The sequence below is a fragment of the Caballeronia sp. GAFFF1 genome, assembly GCF_023630705.1.
In the GTDB taxonomy this organism is placed as follows: domain Bacteria; phylum Pseudomonadota; class Gammaproteobacteria; order Burkholderiales; family Burkholderiaceae; genus Caballeronia.
In genome coordinates, this window is sequence record NZ_JALQEM010000041.1 from 122,930 (window position 1) to 140,109 (window position 17,180).

The 17,180-nt window shown below is 62.0% G+C and carries 17 protein-coding genes; 10 read left to right on the forward strand and 7 right to left on the reverse strand.

What is annotated here, in order from left to right:
• Window positions 1-30 precede the first annotated feature (30 nt).
• The 7 genes from NCR37_RS25915 to NCR37_RS25945 all read right to left on the reverse strand — a co-directional run bounded on the left by NCR37_RS25915 (window position 31) and on the right by NCR37_RS25945 (window position 7,443).
• On the reverse strand, window positions 31-1,512 hold the full coding sequence (locus tag NCR37_RS25915; RefSeq protein ID WP_250475669.1) for a M81 family metallopeptidase: 1,482 nt from the start codon (window positions 1,510-1,512) through the stop codon (window positions 31-33).
• A complete protein-coding gene (locus tag NCR37_RS25920) occupies window positions 1,509-2,771 on the reverse strand; it encodes a Zn-dependent hydrolase (protein ID WP_250475670.1) in 1,263 nt (420 codons plus the stop codon). Before NCR37_RS25920 ends, NCR37_RS25915 begins: the two co-directional genes overlap by 4 nt.
• 48 nt (window positions 2,772-2,819) lie before the next feature.
• On the reverse strand, window positions 2,820-3,518 hold the full coding sequence (locus NCR37_RS25925) for an ABC transporter ATP-binding protein (protein WP_250475671.1): 699 nt from the start codon (window positions 3,516-3,518) through the stop codon (window positions 2,820-2,822).
• Window positions 3,515-4,282, reverse strand: coding sequence for an ABC transporter ATP-binding protein (locus NCR37_RS25930; protein ID WP_250475672.1), 768 nt, complete (start codon window positions 4,280-4,282; stop codon window positions 3,515-3,517). Before NCR37_RS25930 ends, NCR37_RS25925 begins: the two co-directional genes overlap by 4 nt.
• Complete coding sequence (locus NCR37_RS25935; protein WP_250475673.1) at window positions 4,279-5,301, reverse strand: branched-chain amino acid ABC transporter permease; 1,023 nt, start codon at window positions 5,299-5,301, stop codon at window positions 4,279-4,281. The genes NCR37_RS25930 and NCR37_RS25935 overlap by 4 nt, the downstream gene beginning before the upstream one ends.
• Window positions 5,298-6,158 (reverse strand): branched-chain amino acid ABC transporter permease, encoded by an 861-nt coding sequence (locus NCR37_RS25940; protein WP_250475674.1) that lies wholly within the window; start codon window positions 6,156-6,158, stop codon window positions 5,298-5,300. Before NCR37_RS25940 ends, NCR37_RS25935 begins: the two co-directional genes overlap by 4 nt.
• 76 nt (window positions 6,159-6,234) lie before the next feature.
• Entirely contained in the window at window positions 6,235-7,443 is a 1,209-nt protein-coding gene (locus tag NCR37_RS25945) for an ABC transporter substrate-binding protein (protein ID WP_250475675.1), read from the reverse strand.
• Window positions 7,444-7,658: 215 nt separating this feature from the next.
• Between NCR37_RS25945 and NCR37_RS25950 the strand changes: the two genes are divergently transcribed.
• The 10 genes from NCR37_RS25950 (at window position 7,659) to NCR37_RS25995 (ending at window position 17,152) form a co-directional block, all read left to right on the forward strand.
• Window positions 7,659-8,495, forward strand: coding sequence for a FadR/GntR family transcriptional regulator (locus tag NCR37_RS25950; RefSeq protein WP_250475676.1), 837 nt, complete (start codon window positions 7,659-7,661; stop codon window positions 8,493-8,495).
• A 293-nt stretch (window positions 8,496-8,788) separates the two neighbouring features.
• Window positions 8,789-10,021: an urea ABC transporter substrate-binding protein gene (locus tag NCR37_RS25955; RefSeq protein ID WP_250475677.1), complete on the forward strand. Its 1,233-nt coding sequence runs from the start codon at window positions 8,789-8,791 to the stop codon at window positions 10,019-10,021.
• A 65-nt stretch (window positions 10,022-10,086) separates the two neighbouring features.
• Complete coding sequence (locus NCR37_RS25960) at window positions 10,087-10,956, forward strand: ABC transporter permease subunit (RefSeq protein WP_250475678.1); 870 nt, start codon at window positions 10,087-10,089, stop codon at window positions 10,954-10,956.
• A gap of 9 nt (window positions 10,957-10,965) precedes the next feature.
• Window positions 10,966-12,045, forward strand: coding sequence for an ABC transporter permease subunit (locus NCR37_RS25965; protein ID WP_250475679.1), 1,080 nt, complete (start codon window positions 10,966-10,968; stop codon window positions 12,043-12,045).
• A complete protein-coding gene (locus NCR37_RS25970; RefSeq protein ID WP_250475680.1) occupies window positions 12,042-12,752 on the forward strand; it encodes an ABC transporter ATP-binding protein in 711 nt (236 codons plus the stop codon). The genes NCR37_RS25965 and NCR37_RS25970 overlap by 4 nt, the downstream gene beginning before the upstream one ends.
• Window positions 12,749-13,456, forward strand: coding sequence for an ABC transporter ATP-binding protein (locus NCR37_RS25975; protein WP_250475681.1), 708 nt, complete (start codon window positions 12,749-12,751; stop codon window positions 13,454-13,456). Before NCR37_RS25970 ends, NCR37_RS25975 begins: the two co-directional genes overlap by 4 nt.
• A 12-nt stretch (window positions 13,457-13,468) precedes the next feature.
• Complete coding sequence (locus NCR37_RS25980) at window positions 13,469-14,455, forward strand: acetamidase/formamidase family protein (protein ID WP_250475682.1); 987 nt, start codon at window positions 13,469-13,471, stop codon at window positions 14,453-14,455.
• Between the two features lie 81 nt (window positions 14,456-14,536).
• Window positions 14,537-15,691: a transporter substrate-binding domain-containing protein gene (locus NCR37_RS25985; RefSeq protein ID WP_250475683.1), complete on the forward strand. Its 1,155-nt coding sequence runs from the start codon at window positions 14,537-14,539 to the stop codon at window positions 15,689-15,691.
• 1 nt (window position 15,692) lies between these two features.
• Window positions 15,693-16,343 carry an ANTAR domain-containing response regulator gene (locus tag NCR37_RS25990; RefSeq protein WP_244851578.1) on the forward strand — a complete coding sequence of 217 codons (651 nt, stop codon included), beginning with the start codon at window positions 15,693-15,695 and terminating at the stop codon, window positions 16,341-16,343.
• Between the two features lie 44 nt (window positions 16,344-16,387).
• Window positions 16,388-17,152, forward strand: coding sequence for an SDR family NAD(P)-dependent oxidoreductase (locus NCR37_RS25995; RefSeq protein ID WP_250475684.1), 765 nt, complete (start codon window positions 16,388-16,390; stop codon window positions 17,150-17,152).
• Window positions 17,153-17,180 lie beyond the last annotated feature (28 nt).

A 17,180-nucleotide genomic window follows, 5' to 3' on the forward strand; every position in this document is an offset into this window, starting at 1 on the left:
TGCAGTTCTAGATGCCCGGCGGCTCCTCAATCAATATTCCGCGTTCGTATCAATCGGATAGACAGGCCGCTTCAGGTTATCGAACGGAAACAACCCGTAGTCCGAACTCGTCACGCCGCGGCTATCGCATTCGACGAGTCCGCCCGCAATCGGGACGAATACCGGCCTGCAATACATGCGCGATTTCAAAATCAAGAAGCGGGCGCCGCGTGGATCGATACCGACGCTTTCGAACACGCCCAGATCCCACGGCTCGTGCGTGCGCTCGGTGACGAGGATGCGTGCCGCCCGCGTTTCGATGACGGCCGCGCGCCCCATGTATGCACGCTGTCCCGTGTAGGTCGGGCCGCTGATGATGTACTCGCCGTCGCTTAACTCACGCACGATGCCGGTCACTTCGAGCGGCGGCTTGCCACGCGACGCGACACTCGCGAGCTTGTTGCCGATGCGAACGGTGACCGTCGCGCCAACCCCCGCTTCGAAAAGGTGCGCAACGCTTTCCGGATCACACAACGGTCCGACGACGATGCCTTCTAGTCCCTGCCGCAACGCTTCTTCGAACACATCGGTCGTATCGCACGTTCCGCCCGACATGCAGTTATCGCCGTGATCGAGCAGAAGCACAGGCCCGTGCGCTTCGCGCGCAAGCGCCGCGCCCTCCGACACGGACTCTGCAAGCGGCGCGCTGCGATAGACGAAGTCCTCGCGCGCGTCCCATATCTGCCTGGCGATACGATTCGCCACCTCTTGCGCCTTCGCTTGCTCGCCGTTCGCGACCACCACGACACTCATGCACGGCGCAGCGATATCCGCGAGCGAGAAGCCCGATAACACCGACACGGCCAGCACGCCGTCTTCACGTTCGGCCGCGCGCGCGCCATCGACGGCGCGCTTCATCGCGCCATCGGCGGTCGCGCTCTTGAGCGTATGCGTGAGCAACGGCGGCTGCGCCCATGCAATAACCGGCTTCGCCCTGCCATGCACAAGATCGAGCAACAAGCGCGCTGCATGCTCGCCGCTTTCATACATATCGACGTGCGGATAGGTCTTGAAGCTCACGATCACATCTGCGTTGTCGATCATCTTCTGCGTCACGTTCGCGTGCAGATCGAGCGATACCGCAATCGGCGCATGCGGTAATGCGCGTCGCACGCGTTCGAGCAGATCGCCTTCGCCGTCCGGCGAATTCTCGGCAACCATCGCGCCATGCAGATCGAGCATGACCGCATCGCACCCCGGAGCCGCCTCGACGATCGACTGACATATCGCGTCATACGCCTCGGCAGCCACGCGCCCGCTGGGATTCGCGGATGCCGATACCGGCGTGACGATCTGCTCATGTTCACGTTGTGCCGCATCGATGAATGCCGACATCGCTGTCCGCATGCCTGCGTTCTCGTTGAAGGCATCCTCGCCATAGCAGGGACCGTCGCGACCGAAGGCCTCGAGCCGCGTCGCGACCGGCGAAAACGTGTTGGTCTCGTGATTCATCCGTGCGATGAGAATCTTCATGCGCGCGCTCCTTCGACAGACGCGTTCGCCGCGCGCAACATCACTTGCAGAAGGACGTTGCATCCGGCTTCGAGATGATCGGCGCGCGCATCCTCGATTTCGTTATGACTGATGCCGTCCTTGCATGGCACGAAGATCATGGCGGCAGGGGCCACGCGCGCGAGATACACGGCGTCATGGCCCGCGCCGCTCACGATGTCCATCGACGTCAGACCGAGGGCATCGGCGCTCTCGCGCACCGATGCTACCAACGATGCATCGAACGGTTGCGGCGCGAAGTAGACAACCTCGTCTATCGTCACCGGCAGGCTCGCCTGTGAGCATGCGTCACGCAGTGCGCGGTCCATCGCGAGAAGCGTCGCATCGTCGGCGGCGCGCAGATCGACGGTCAACTTCACGCGGCCCGGAATGACGTTGCGCGAGTTCGGATGCACGTCGACCCAGCCAACGGTGCCGCGCGCATGTGGTGCATGGTCGAGCGCGATGCGATTGACTGCGCGAATCAGGTCAGCCGCGACGAGCAGCGCATCTCGGCGTAGCTCCATCGGCGTCGGGCCAGCATGCGCTTCCATGCCGTCGATCGTCACGTCGAACCAGCGTTGACCGAGCGCTCCTTGCACGACGCCGATCACCTTGTCGTTCGCTTCCAGCATCGGACCCTGTTCGATATGCGCTTCGAAATACGCGCCCACGTCGTGCGCCGCGACGCGCTCGCCCGCGTAGCCGATGGCGGCGAGCGCATCGCGCACGGACACGCCTGCGCGGTCCACCTGCGCGAGTGCATGCTCGAGCGTGAACGCGCCCGCAAAAACGCCGGAACCCATCATCACAGGGACAAAGCGCGAGCCTTCCTCGTTGGTCCATACTGCGACTTCGATCGGCGCGGCCGTGCGCACGTTGTTGTGGTTGAGCGTGCGCAGCACTTCCAGCCCTGCCAGCACGCCATAGTTACCGTCGAACTTTCCGCCGGTCGGCTGCGTATCGATATGGCTTCCCGTGACGACGGGCGGGAGATCGTCGCGTGTACCCGCACGGCGCGCGAAGATATTGCCGATCGCATCGACGCGCACCGTACAGCCGATTTCCTTCGCCCACGCGACGAAGAGATCCCGACCCTGCTTGTCGAGCTCGGTCAATGCGAGCCGGCACACGCCGCCCTTTTGCGTCGCGCCGATGCGGGCGAGCACCATCAGACTGTCCCAGAGACGCGCACCGTCGACGCGCAAAGCGGCGCGTGCCGGTAAATCGTGAGCTTGCATTCGAGGTTCCTTCGCTTGAGTGTTGCGAGTGTGTTTCGAGCGCGACGTTCAGACGACGCCCACACCGAGGTAACGATCCTTGATCGATTCATCGGCGATGAACGCATCGTTCGTCCCTTCGTACACGATGCGTCCCTGCTCGATGATGTAATGCCGGTCCGCCAGTTGCATGCACACTTCGAGGTTCTGTTCGACGAGCAGAATCGCCACGCCCGCCTGGCGGATCAACTTGAGTTGCGCGACGATCTCTTCGACGATGACAGGGGCGAGGCCTTCCACCGGTTCATCGAGCATCAGCAAACGGGGATGATTCATCAACGCGCGGCCGATGGCGAGCATCTGTTGCTCGCCGCCGGAAAGCTGTCCGCCGCCGTTCGCGCGGCGCTCTTTCAGGCGCGGAAAGATTCGATAGATATCCACGAGTTGCCACGGAGAATCCTTGCGCGCGCCGAGGCGCAGATTCTCTTCGACCGACAACAGCCTGAAGATGCCGCGATGTTCCGGCACAAAGCACACGCCGCGCGCCGCGATCTTGTGAGGCGGGAGTCTGGCGAGATCGACGCCCTTGAATCTCACGCTGCCTTGCGGAGTCACGACGCCCGCAATGCTCTTGAGCGTCGTCGACTTGCCCGCGCCATTGCGTCCGAGCAGCGTGACGGTTTCCCCTTCGCGGATCGTAAGCGAGACGCCCTGAAGAATATGGCTCTTGCCGTAATAACCGTGAATGTTATCGACATCGAGCATCATGCGCGGCCTCCGGTGATCATGTTGCCGAGATAGGCGCTGCGCACGCGATCGTCGCCGCGTATGTCGGCGGGCTTGCCTTCGACGAGCACGCGGCCCTGTTGCATCACCGTGATCGTGTCGGAGATATCCATCACGATATCCATGTTGTGTTCGATCAGTACCACCGTGTAGTCGTCGCGCAGGCTGCGGATCAACTGCTTCATGTCGCCGAGATCGTCGATGCCCATGCCCGACGTCGGCTCGTCGAGAAAGATCGCCTTGGGCCGTGCCGCGAGCGCCATGCCGACTTCGAGCCGACGCTGCTGACCGTGCGACAGCGCGCTGCCCTGCGTCGCTGCGAAGCGTTGCAATGCAAGGCGTTCGAGAATGCCATCGACGGTATCGCGATGTTCGAGCGCGCCACGCGGCGGGGTCCACGCGTTTAGCGCGCGTTTGGCGTCCACGCCTTGCGCGGCGAGGCGCAAGTTCTCGCGCACGGAAAGATTCGCGAACAGACTCGTCACCTGAAACGAACGAGCGATGCCGCGTTTCACCCGGCGATGATCAGGCTCGTGCGTCACGTCATGGCCATCGAACACGATATTGCCCGCCGTGATCGGCAGCGTGCCGGTCAGCACATGAAAGAGCGTCGTCTTGCCTGCGCCGTTCGGCCCGATCACCGAGTGCACCGTGTTCTTCGCGATGCGCAGATTCACATCGGTGAGCGCCGCGAACTTGCCATAGCGTTTAGCGACGCCCTTCGCTTCGAGTATCGACGCACTCATGCCGGCTCTCCTCGATGCCGCTTCATCGCGCGAAAGATGCGTTCCCCCAGGCCCCACAGGCCGCGCTGCATGAACAGGCTCACCGCGATCAAGACGAGCCCGAGCAGCAACAGCCAGCGCGGCCAGAGCGTCGAAAGCCAGTCGGCGAAAAGCACATAAAATGCAGCGCCGAGCACGGAAGAGAAGAGATTGCTCGTGCCGCCGATCACCGTCATCACGAGAATCATCTCGCTTGTGTGGTAGTCGATGTTCGAGAGCGGCGCGATGCCCGTCATCATCGCGTGAAGCGCGCCGGCCAGTCCCGTGACGGCACCCGAGACGACGAAGGCTGCGAGCTTGAAGCGCCTGATGTCATAGCCGACGGCCGCGGCACGCGCCTCGTTGTCGCGAATCGCGAGCAGCGTGCGGCCGAAAATCGAGTGCGATACGCGCAACATCAGCCAGAACGCGATGAGGAACAGGACGGCGACGAACGCATAGTACTTCCACGGCGACGCTATGGAGACGAGCGGCTGCCCGAGAAGCGATAGCGCAGGACGCGGGATGTCGAGCAGGCCGTTGTCTCCACCGGTGAGATCGGGCGTCGTATAAGCAAGAAAGTAGAACATCTGCCCGAATGCGAGCGTGAGCATCACGAAGTACGCGCCGCGCTGACGTATCGAAAACCATCCGACGACGGCGGCGGCAAGCGCGCCCGTGACGATCGCGCCGAACAACGCGGCCGGCACCTGAAGTCCCGCTTTCGAAAGGATCAGGCCCGCGCTATAACTTCCCAGCCCGAAGAAAATGCCCTGCCCGAAGGACAGCAAGCCCGTATGTCCGAGCAAGAGATTGCAGCCGAGCGCGGCGAGCGCATAGACCAGCACTTCGGTTGCGAGCGATCCCGAGCGCATCGTCATCGGCAGGATGCAGACGACGATCCACGCGAGCAGCAAGAACCGATACCGATGCAGCGAGTCCCTGAACGATCGTCGCGGCACGCGCACGTCAAGCGTATTCGAATTCAGCTTGGAATTCATGCGGTCCTCCCGAGCAGGCCATTCGGACGCAGCAACAACACCGCCGCCATCGCGACATAGATCATGAGACGCGCGCCTTCGGGCCATAGCGTGCTCATCACGCTTTGCACGATGCCCACCAGTAAGCCACCGACGAGCGCGCCGAGAAAGTTGCCCATGCCGCCTACGACAACGACGACGAACGCGACGCCGAGCGCCTCGATGCCCATGAACGGATCGACGCCGCGTATCGGCGCCGCGAGCACGCCTGCGAGCGCCGCCGTGCCCGCGCCGAGCGCGAACACGAGACTGAAAATGCGTGTCACGTTGAGGCCGAGCAGCGACACCATCTCGCTCGACTCGCTGCCTGCGCGCACTGCGCTACCGAGTCGCGTGCCTTCGAGCACCCACCAGAGGATGCCCGCGAGCACGGCCGTGAATGCGATCACAAAGAGACGATACTTCGGGTAAATAAAGCCGCCCCACATCACGACGCCATTGAGCAAGTCGGGCACGGCGACGTTATCGCCGAGCGGCCCCCACGCGATGATCGCGCATTCCTGTATCACGAGTGCGAGCCCGACCGTCGCGAGAATATGAAACTCGTGCTGCTGCGCATAGACATGCCGCAGCACCACTTTCTCGACGATCCACGCGAGCGCTCCGACGACCACGGGCACGATGACGAGTGCGGTCCAGAAGTTCATCGACCACTGCATCGCCTGATAACAGAAATACGCGCCGAGGAGATAGAACGCGCCATGCGCGAAGTTCACGAAGCGCAGCAGCCCGAACACGATCGACAAGCCGACCGCGAGCAGAAAGTACAGCATGCCTACGCCAATGCCGTTCACGACCTGCAACAGATAAACGTTCATGGTCTTGCGTCAGAAGAGTGACGGCGCGAGTGCGGGCGATGCCTGCACTCGCATGAGCACAACGCGATTCAGGGCCTCAGGCGAGCTTGCATTGCGTCTTGTCGAGCGGCAGGAAAGACTGGCCGGAACTCACGATGTCCGCGTAATCGTCCTTGTCCTTCATCTTGCTCTTGGCCTTGCCCTTCAGCAGGTAGTAGTTCTTGAGCACTTGATGATCGCCCGCACGTATCTCTTCGGGACCGGTCAGGCCCGCGTACTTCATGCCTTGCAGCGCGGCGACGACTTTCTTCGGATCGGCCGTGCCGGCCTTGACGATGCCGTCAAGCAGAATCTTCGTGCAGATGTACGAGCCCGCGAGGCTGTAGTTGGGATTCGACTTGTAGGTTGCATTCACGCGCTTGACCAGTTCGTGATTGAGCGGCGTGTCGATTGCATGCCAGTACTGCGCGCCGAAATAGACACCTTCGCAGATATCGGGGCCCAGTGTTTCAAATTGCTCGAGACCCGATGCCCAGGCCATGAGGATCGTGCAATTGTTCTTCAAGCCGAAGCTCACGGCCTGCCGCAACGTATCCGACGATTGCGAACCGAAGTTCAGAATGAGCAGGACATCGGGTTTGGCCGCGACCGCATTCGTCAGATAACCACTGAATTCCTTTTCGTTGAGCGAGTGATAGCTATTGCCCACATGCTCGATGCCCTTCTCCTTGAAGATCGCTTTTGCAGCCGACAACAGGCCGTCGCCGAATACGTATTGCGGCGTGATCGTGTACCAGCGCTTCGCCTTGGGCATGGTCTGAATCAGCGGGCGAACCGTCTGTTCAATTGCGCCGAAAGTCGGCACCGACCAGCGGAAGGTCGCGCTGTTGCAGTCCTTGCCGGTGAGTTCGTCCGCGCCCGCGGTCGTGATGAAAATGCCATCGGCTTTCTCGGCTTCCTTGCCCATTGCAAGCGCTTCGGAAGAAAGAATGCCGCCCGCGAAATAGCGCGCGTTCTTTTGCTGCGCGATTTCCTGCACGCGCCGCACGGCTGTTGCGGGTTTTCCCTCGGTGTCGAGCGTCGTATAGGCCAGCGGCTGACCGAGCACCGTGCCGTATTGGTCGATGGCGAGCTTCATGCCGAGATCGGCGTATTTGCCGTTGGCGGCGAAGGGGCCGGACATCGGCACGGGACACGCGAACTGGATGGGCGAGCCTTGCGCGAAGGCGCTTCTTGCGACGAGCGCTTCGAACGATCCCGGAATGGCCGACAGCGCGGCCAGCTTCAACATGTTTCGGCGATTCAAGATTGACGCTCCCTGAGAAGATGACCCGCGCAGCAGTCCCGCGTTTTGTCGTGATACGTTGAAAGCCTCGGCTCGCGTTCATCCCATTTATCATGATAAATAGAATGAACCCGATGCTAGGAACAATAAATTCGCGTGTCAATACGGCAAAATTCCGGTTTGCGGAGCCACCGTGCGCCCGCGTATGAGTCGTCAGAAAGAAAGGGAGCATCGACATGGTGATGGAGCGTGCCAAACGCACCGGCGCGGCAATCGAGATCGCGCAGCAGACGATCAAGCAGCCGAAGCGCGCTGATCTCGTCGCTGAAGAAATCAAGCGGCTGATCACGGAAAAGAACCTGAAGCCCGGCGACAAGCTGCCGCGTGAAGTCGAATTGCAGCAGCTCTTTTCCGTGAGCAAGAGCACGATCCGCGAGGCGCTCAAATCGCTGGAGGTGCAAGGTCTCATCAAGGTGACGACCGGACCATCAGGCGGCGGCACGATCGTCGAAGTGCCGCTGGATCGCACCTTGCAACTCTTGCAGAACTATCTGTTCTTCAAGGATGTGACCATCGACGATATCTACAAGGTGCGTCAACTGCTCGAGCCGGAACTGGCGGCTGGCGCCGTACCGCATTTGACCGACGAGGACTTTGATGCGCTGGAAGCGAGCATCGCGTGTTGCGATGAACCGGCATCGGCGCATATGGATCGCGACATCGTGAGACAACGACAGGAAGACGTGAATTTTCACGATATTCTGGCTGCCGCGAATCCCAATCCGTTCCTGCGCTTTGCGTGCGAACTCATCAACGAGATGATCCGGCAACTCATCGAGTTCAGAAACGATACGCCGCAAGCGGAACACGAGAAGTTCGGCCGCGCGAATGTGAAGATCCACAAGGCGATTACTGAGGCGGCGCGCGCCCGCGATGCGGACAAGGTGCGCGAGCTGATGGTGATTCACATGACAGAAGCGCCGCGCTATGTGAAGCGTATGAAGGGTAAGTTGCGCGGGCGGCTTATTCTCGATTCGGAGATCCGCAAACGCATCAGCGCACGCGGCGCTTGATTCATGCACGACCGTGCGGATGCTTTGCTCCGACCAGTCGCAACCTATAGGCGACGACGCGGGCTCCTGTCACCGAATGAGAGATCGCGACGCGTTTCGGGGTCCTCCTATTTTTGACCGCCGTTGACAAGCAAAAATTCTACGCATTAGACTTGCCTCATACCTCGCGGCCTGACAAAGATGTCCGCCCGAGGACCCGGCACAGAAGCCCCCTGACGAACCGACGGTTCGTCAGGGGGCTTTTTTTTGTTCGATTTTTCCCTTGTTTTTGCGCCCACTTCTGGAGAATCCGCATGTTGCTGAAGCCGTCGGGCTGGTTGCGTCTCGCCCTTACCGCAGGACTTGCACTGACATCGCTTGCATCGAGTGCCGCCGATCCCGTGAAGATCGGCCTGCTGGAAGATGCCTCGGGAAACTTCGCACTGGCGACGATCCCGAAGATTCACGCCACGCAACTCGCCGTCGATGAGATCAACGCCAAGGGCGGCATCCTCGGACGTCCGGTTTCGTTGATCGCATACGACACTCAGTCAGACAACACCAAGTTCCAGGAACTCGCACGGCGTCTCGTGCAGACCGACAAGCCGGATGTGATTTTCGGCGCGTTCTCCAGCGCATCGCGCGAGGCCATCAGGCCCATCATGGATCGCGCGCATCAGCTTTACTGGTACGACAATCAGTACGAAGGCGGCGTGTGCGATACCAACACCTTCGTCACGGGCGCGGTCCCCGAACAGCAATTCTCGACACTGATTCCGTGGATGATGCAGAAGTACGGCAAGAAGGTCTACACCATCGCCGCCGACTACAACTTCGGGCAGATTTCCGCCGAATGGGTGCGCAATATTGTCAAGGAGAACGGCGGCACGATGGTCGGCGAGGAATTCATTCCGCTGTCCGTATCGCAGTTCGGCCAGACGATTCAGAACATCCAGAAGGCCAAGCCCGACTTCGTCGTGACGTTGCTGGTCGGCGCGAATCAGGCCTCGTACTACGAACAGCAGGCTTCGGCCCATCTGAACTTGCCGATGGCGAGCTCGGTGAACGTCGGTCAGGCGTATGAGCACAAGCGCTTCAAACCGCCCGCGCTCAAGGACATGTACGTGACCGCGAACTACGTGGAAGAAGTCGATTCGCCCGCCAGCAACGACTTCAAGAAGCGCTTCCACGCGAAGTTCCCGAACGAGCCGTACATCAATCAGGAAGCGGCGAACGCGTACGACGCCATCTATCTCTACAAGGCGGCCGTCGAAAAGGCCAAGACGACGAATCAGGATGCGGTGCGTAAGGCGCTCGAAACCGGAATCTGCACGGAAGGCGCGCAAGGCAAGGTCTGTATGGACCCGAAGAGCCATCACGCGAGTCATACCATTTACCTCGTGCATGTGAAGGACGATCACTCGGTCGATATCCCGAAGGTCTGGAACGACGTCCAGCCGTACTGGCTCGGCAAAGTGGGCTGCGATCTGCCCAACAAGCCGGATCACCGCCAGTACACGCCGTCGAACCTGCCCAAGAAGTCCTGATCCGGGCCGGCGCGCGCTTGCAGAACATAGCGAACGCGCGTCCGCCTTCTGAACGTGGAGCATGCATGGCCACCTTTTCGGTTCTCTACTCGCTCATCTATCAGTTCGGCGACAGCTTCGCCTATCTGGTCCTCGCGGCGCTCGGTCTCGCGGTGATCTTCGGGATGATGGGCGTGATCAATCTCGCGCACGGCGAGTTCATCATGTGCGGCGCGTATGTGACGATCATCGCGGCCAAGCGCGGGTTGCCGCTGCCTCTCGCCATGCTGCTCGGCGCGCTCGCGGCGGCGCTCGCGGGCGTGGTGATCGAACGGCTCGTCATTCGTCACCTGTACGACCGCTTGTTCGATTCCGTGGTCGCGACGTGGGCGATCAGCCTCATCGTGCAACAGACCATGCTGCTCGTCGCCGGACCTTCGATAGAAGGCATCGGCACGCCGTTCGGCTCGTTCTCGCTCGGCGACTATTCGTTTTCGACGTATCGCGCCCGGTTGCCGGGCATTGCGCTCGCCATCCTGTTCGGGCTGTATGTCCTGTTCTTCAAGACGAACTACGGCGTCTGCGCGCGCGCCACGATTCAGAACGCCAACATCGCGCAATGTCTCGGCCTGCGCACGGACCGGCTCTACACGCTGACTTTCGCGCTCGGCGCCGGGCTCGCCGGACTGACCGGCGCGCTGTATGCGCCGACCATGACCGCGGTGCCGACGATGGGCAGCAACTTCATCGTGCAGGCCTTCGTGTCGGTGGTCGTCGGCGGTGCGAACGTGATTGCCGGGACGACGCCCGCGGCCGCCGTGCTCGCCGTGATCCAGACCGCGCTCACGGCCTCGTATGGTCAGTTGTTCGGACAGATCGGCTTGCTGGTGACGGTCATCGTGGTGATCCGGCTGATGCCGCAGGGTCTCGGCAATCTCTTTTCCCGCGCGCGCTAGGAGGCAAACGTGAAGCAAACGAAAGAGCCTTCGCGGCTGTTTCCGGCCCGCGCCACGCGCGCGGTCCAGTACGTGCCATGGCTCGTGGGGCTCGCGCTGCCGCTCGTCGTGGACGCCACCACGAGCGGCAATCTCGCGTACTGCCTGTTGTGGGCCTTCGGCGCGGTCGGCCTCGCCGCGATGTGGGGCTATGGCGGCATCCTGTCGTTCGGGCAGACGGCCTTCTTCGGCTTGGCGGGCTACAGCTACGGCATCTTCACGCTGAACTACGGCGATGCCTGGTTCGATTCGTGGCTGGGTCTCGTCGCGGGACTGGCGGTGAGCGTCGTCGTGGCGGCGCTGATCGGCTACATGATCTTTTACGGCCGTATCAAGGGCGTGTTCATCGGTATCGTCACGTTGTCGGTGACGCTCGTGCTCGAAACCTTCATGTCGCAGACGGCTGGCCCGCAGTGGGCGATCGGCGAGGCGCGTCTGAACGGCTACAACGGCATGGGCGGCATGCCGCCGCTCACCATTCCGTGGCCTGGCGGCCCGCTGACGCTGGAGAACGCGAGCTTCTACTACCTCGTGCTGATCCTGTTGATCGTGGTCTATGCCGCGATGCGCAGGCTGCTCGACGGCACGTTCGGGCTCACGCTCATTGCCATTCGCGAGAACCCGCAGCGCGCCGAGATGCTGGGCGTGGATATCCGCCGGCATCAGCTTTTGGTATTCGTGCTCGGGTGTACGCTGGGCGGCTTGTCGGGCGCGCTCTACACGGTCTGGGGCTCGTACATCACGCCTTCGACGATGGGCCTCACCTCCGCCGCCATGCCCGTCATCTGGGTGGCGACGTCGGGCAGGAAGAGTATCGGCGGAACCGTTCTGGGCACCGCGCTGCTGGTGTGGCTTTCGCAGAACCTCGCGGTGTACGGCAGCCAGTACGCGCTCATCCTGCTCGGCGCCATTCTCTTGATCGTCGTGCTGGCCGCGCCTGAGGGTCTGCTCCCGTTCGTGACGCGGCATCTGCGGCGTCTGCGGCGCCGGCCGGGTCAGGATGCGCGTCTCGGCGGCGCATGTCTCAAACGCGAGGAGGGCAAGTCATGACCACGCTCCTGGAAACGCGCGGACTCAAGAAGCACTTCGGCGGCGCGCATGTCATCAACGGCATCGACTTCAGCATCGATGCAGGCGAGATCCGCTGCGTGATCGGCCCCAACGGCGCGGGCAAGAGCACGTTCTTCAAGCTCATCACCGGAGAGCACCGGCCGTCCGAGGGCAGCGTGATGTTTCTCGGCCAGGACATGAGTCACGTGCTGCCGCACGAACGTATTCGCATGGGCATGAGCATCAAGTTCCAGATTCCCGGCGTGTTTCCGGATCTGAGCGTGCGCCAGCATCTGCAGTTGTCGCTGCATCGCGCAAAGGACGACCGCCCCGAAAGCCTCGATGAGCTGTTGCAGCGCTTCATGCTGGAAGACGAGGAGCAAGTGCTCGCCCGCAATCTGTCGCACGGCAAGAAGCAATGGCTCGAAATCGCCATGGCGGTCTCGCTGCGTCCGAAGCTGCTCTTTCTCGATGAACCCGTGGCGGGCATGTCCGTCGAGGAAACGCATGCGACCGGCGAGCTCATCAAGCGTCTTTCGGCGGCCGGTCTCACGATGATGGTCGTCGAACACGACATGACCTTCGTCAAGCAGATCGCGTCGCGCGTGACGGTGCTCCACGGAGGAAGTCTTCTCGCCGATGGTCCGCTCGACGAGATCCTCGCCCGCGACGATGTCGCGGAAGTCTATCTGGGAAAGAAGAAATGAGTGCGTTGCTCCAGGTGTCGGGTGTGGAAGCGGGATATGGCGGCGGCCGCGTGCTCAACGGCGTGTCATTCGGCGTCGGGCGGGGCGAAGTGCTCGCGCTGATCGGCCGCAACGGCGTCGGCAAGACGACGCTGATGCGCGCGTTGATCGGTCTGATCGGTCTCGACGGAGGAACGATCGAACTGGATGGCGATGACATCGGCCACGAGAAGCCCTACGTTCGCGCGCAGCGGGGCATGGGCTATGTGCCGCAGGGCCGCGAGATCTTCGGCGCGTTGACGGTTGCGGAGAACCTGCAGGTCGGCGCGCAGGCGAATCGTGCGCAGGCGGCGCACATGAAGGACAAGGTCGTCGGCTACTTTCCGATTCTGAAGAAGCGGTATCAGCAGAAAGCGGGAACCATGAGCGGCGGCGAACAGCAGCAGCTTGCCATCGCGCGTGCGCTGATCAGTTCGCCGAAGGTCGTGTTGCTCGATGAGCCGTCCGAGGGCATCCAGCCGTCCATTGTCGATCTGATCGGCGAAACGCTTCAGCAAATCGCGCATGAAACAGGGATCGGCGTCGTGTTGGTCGAGCAGGACATGGGAATGGTCGAACGCATCGCGACGCGCTGCTGCGTGATGGACAAGGGCCGTATCGTCGAGACGCTGAGCCCGGCGCAACTCGCGGACGAACAACTGATTCGCCAGTATCTGGCACTGTGACGGAGACGAAACATGAAATGGCTTGAAGACTCGATCATGATGAAGCGTGGCGTCGGCGCGGATCGCGAACCGGTGGAGCACCATCTGACCGAGGAGATGCAGAAGACGTATCACTACACCATCGGGCCATACTCGCAGCCGGTGTTGCATGTGAAGCCCGGCGATCGCGTCGTGGTGGAAACGCGCGATGCGTTCGAAGGCAAGATCAGGGAGGAGACCGACAAGCCGTCCGAAGTGTTGAAGGTGCCGTTCCTCAATCCGCAGAACGGCCCGATCATGATCGAAGGCGCGGAGAAGGGCGATGTGGTCGCCGTGTACATCGAAAAGATGGCGCCGCGCGGTGACGATCCGCATGGCTTTTGCTGCATGATCCCCAACTTCGGCGGACTGACGGGCACGGACTACACCGCGCTTCTGAACGAGCCGCTGCCGGAGGTGGTGCGCAAGATCAAGATCGACGAAGAGAACGTGTACTGGAGCAAGCGCAATACGCTGCCGTACAAGCCGCATATCGGCACGCTGAGTCTTTCGCCGGAGATCGACTCCATCAATTCGCTCACGCCCGACAACCACGGCGGCAACATGGACGTGCCCGACATGGGACCGGGCAGCATCACGTACCTGCCGGTGCGCTCGCCGGGCGGGCGGCTCTTCATCGGCGATGCGCATGCCTGTCAGGGCGACGGCGAAGTCTGCGGCACGGCCGTCGAATATCAGAGCACGACGACCGTGCGAGTCGATCTCATCAAGAAGTGGCAGATCGACTGGCCGCGGCTCGAAAACGAAGACGCGCTCATGAGCATCGGCAGCGCGCGGCCGCTGGAAGACGCGACCCGCATTGCCTATCGCGAACTGGTGCTGTGGATGGCCGCGGAATACGGCTTCGACAAGTGGGACGCGTACATGATGCTGAGTCAGGTCGGCAAGGTTCGACTGGGCAATTTTGTCGATCCAAAATACACGGTTGGCGCGATGGTCGCCAAGCACTACCTCAAGTAACGCTTCGGTCAGACGAAACCAAGGCAGTCGGCATCACGCGCGGGGCGTCCGTTCCGCGCGCATTCTAGAGTGCGTCACGAAATGGCTTTGTCCGATCCCATCCGAGTGGGCCTGCTGTGCTCGACGAGCGGTTCGACCGCCCTGCTCGAACAGTCTCAATGGCGCGGTGCGCGCCTCGCCGTCGAGGAGATCAATGCGCGCGGCGGCATTGGCGGGCGCGAGCTTGTCGCGATTCACTACGACCCCGCGTCCGATCCGGCCGCGTTCCGCGAGCTTGCCGAGCGGCTGATCGTGAAGGACGGCGTCAATACGATCTTCGGCGGATACACGTCGACGAGCCGCAAGGCGATGCTGCCCGTCGTCGAGAAGCACAACCGGCTTCTCATCTACGCGCAGATGTACGAGGGCTTCGAGTATTCGGACAACATCATCTACAGCGGCGCGTCGCCCAATCAGAACGGCGTGCAACTGGCGGACTTCATGACCGAGACCTTCGGCGCGCGCGTGTACTTCGTCGGGTCGAGCTACGTCTATCCGTATGAATGCAACCGCACCATGCAGGAACTGCTGCTTCAGCATCCCGAAGGCGCGATCCTCGGCGAACGGTATCTTTCGCTCGACGCCACGCGCGAGCAGTTCGAGCAAGTGGTCGCGGACATCCGGCGCAAGTCTCCGGACTGGATTTTCAGCACGGTCATCGGCGCGACGGTGCCGTATCTCTACGATGCCTACGCGCACGCCGACTTCGATCCGTCGCGCATGCCCATCGGCAGCCTGAATACGTCGGAGACCGAGATCCACGCGATGCAGCGCGGCATCGCGGCAGGGCACATCACGGCAGCGCCTTATTTTCAGAGCGTCGATACCGAAGAGAATCACCGCGCCGTCGCGCATCACCAGTCGCGCTACGGTTCGGACACCCCGACGGACATGAACTGGGAGGCCGCGTACTATCAAATGCACATGTTTGCCGAAGCCTATGCGCGTTCGGGGTCCGACGAGATCGGCGTCATCATGCCGCATCTTCTCGGATCGGAATACGCGGCGCCGCAGGGCCGGGTGCGCATCGATCCCGTCAATCATCACATGGCGCTTTATCCGCGCATCGGCCGCGCGAACGCCGATGGCCAGTTCACCATTTTGCGCGAGTCGAAGTTCGCCGTCGGCCCCGACCCGTACATGACGCGCCAGAAGCTCGGGGACTGGGTCACGAAGCTGAGCACGCGAGAGTACTGACGTGAGCGCGCGAACAGACAGAGGTCAGCGAAGCCTCACGGGTTCGATTCTCGAGCGCAATGCACGGGTTGTCGTTTTCCATCCGGACGACGATGACGGGCTGACGCTGACGAATCATCTCCGGCGCATGGGCTTTCAGGTCGAGCGATGCTGGCCGCCCACCGACACGCTGCCGGAAAAGACCGATCTCGTGTTTCGGGCGTTGCTGCCTGAAGAGCGCGCGCCGAAGGGCGAGTGGTGCGGGCCGGATGCGCCGCCCGTCATTTGCGTGGTGGCATACGAGAACCCGACGTTCATCGATCAGGCGATCAAGATGGGATCGGACGGCATCGTCACCACGCCGATTCGCGCCTCCGGCCTGCTGTCTACCGTGGTGATGGCGCTCTATCACGCGAAGCGCGCGCGTCAACATACGCAACGCATTGCGAGGCTCGAACAGAAGCTGCTCGACAGCCGGCACTTGCAGGAAGCCAAGAGCATCTTGATGACCATGCATCGCGTGAGCGAGCGCGAGGCTTACGACATGCTGCGCGCGCAGGCAATGGAAAAGCGCGTGACCATCGACGATATCTGTCATTCGGTCATTCAGGCGGGTGAAGTCTTGCAGATCGCCCGCGGGCTGGATTCGGAGGACGGGCGCGACAGGGATTGAACGCGTCGCGCCGCCCATTCATCGACACTTAAGGAGCGGCGAACATGGACCTGCAACTGAAGGGCTTGAAAGCGATCGTGACCGGCGGGACCAAGGGAATCGGTCTCGCGATTGCGCGAACGCTGGCTACCGAGGGCGCCGATGTGGCCATCTGCGCGCGCGACGAAGCCAGCGTCGCAGCGACGGCGAGCGCGCTATCGGAACTGAGCGGCGCGCGGGCGTCGGGTGCCGCCGTCGATGTCTCCGATGGCGCCGCGCTCAAGGCGTGGGTCGAACGTGTCGGCGCGGAGTGGGGCGGGCTGGATATTGTCGTGGCGAATGTGAGCGCGCTTGCCATCGGCAACGACCTCGAGTCGTGGCGCAAGGAGTTCGAAACCGATCTGCTCGGCACGGTCAATCTCGTCGATGCCGCCATGCCTTATCTCACCGCGAGCAAGGCCGCGTCGATCGTCGCCATATCGAGCGTGTCGGCACGCGAGATCGACTTCGCGGCCGGACCTTATGGCGTCTTCAAGGCCGCAATCGTGCACTACATGCAGGGGCTCGCAAATCAACTCGCGCCGAAGGGCATTCGCGCAAACACGGTCTCGCCGGGCAACGTGTACTTCGAAGGCGGCGTGTGGGACTGGATTGAGCACAACGATCCGGCGCTGTTCGAGCGAGCGCTGGCGTTGAATCCGACCGGCCGCATGGCGAGGCCGCAGGAGATCGCCAATGCGGTCGCGTTCGTCGCCAGTCCGGCAGCGAGCTTCGTGAGCGGCGCGAACATCGTCGTCGACGGCGCGCTCACACGCGGCGTACAACTCTGACGAACGGATCAATTCAACGGGAGCATCG

Coding starts and splice junctions, on each gene's coding strand:
- NCR37_RS25930 (WP_250475672.1), bottom strand. CDS start 4,282: ATGAGTGCGTCGATACTCGAAGCGAAGGGCGTCGCTAAACGCTATGGC.
- NCR37_RS25950 (WP_250475676.1), top strand. CDS start 7,659: ATGGTGATGGAGCGTGCCAAACGCACCGGCGCGGCAATCGAGATCGCG.
- NCR37_RS25975 (WP_250475681.1), top strand. CDS start 12,749: ATGAGTGCGTTGCTCCAGGTGTCGGGTGTGGAAGCGGGATATGGCGGC.
- NCR37_RS25955 (WP_250475677.1), top strand. CDS start 8,789: ATGTTGCTGAAGCCGTCGGGCTGGTTGCGTCTCGCCCTTACCGCAGGA.
- NCR37_RS25970 (WP_250475680.1), top strand. CDS start 12,042: ATGACCACGCTCCTGGAAACGCGCGGACTCAAGAAGCACTTCGGCGGC.
- NCR37_RS25940 (WP_250475674.1), bottom strand. CDS start 6,158: ATGAACGTTTATCTGTTGCAGGTCGTGAACGGCATTGGCGTAGGCATG.
- NCR37_RS25920 (WP_250475670.1), bottom strand. CDS start 2,771: ATGCAAGCTCACGATTTACCGGCACGCGCCGCTTTGCGCGTCGACGGT.
- NCR37_RS25995 (WP_250475684.1), top strand. CDS start 16,388: ATGGACCTGCAACTGAAGGGCTTGAAAGCGATCGTGACCGGCGGGACC.
- NCR37_RS25915 (WP_250475669.1), bottom strand. CDS start 1,512: ATGAAGATTCTCATCGCACGGATGAATCACGAGACCAACACGTTTTCG.
- NCR37_RS25980 (WP_250475682.1), top strand. CDS start 13,469: ATGAAATGGCTTGAAGACTCGATCATGATGAAGCGTGGCGTCGGCGCG.
- NCR37_RS25960 (WP_250475678.1), top strand. CDS start 10,087: ATGGCCACCTTTTCGGTTCTCTACTCGCTCATCTATCAGTTCGGCGAC.
- NCR37_RS25935 (WP_250475673.1), bottom strand. CDS start 5,301: ATGAATTCCAAGCTGAATTCGAATACGCTTGACGTGCGCGTGCCGCGA.
- NCR37_RS25985 (WP_250475683.1), top strand. CDS start 14,537: ATGGCTTTGTCCGATCCCATCCGAGTGGGCCTGCTGTGCTCGACGAGC.
- NCR37_RS25925 (WP_250475671.1), bottom strand. CDS start 3,518: ATGATGCTCGATGTCGATAACATTCACGGTTATTACGGCAAGAGCCAT.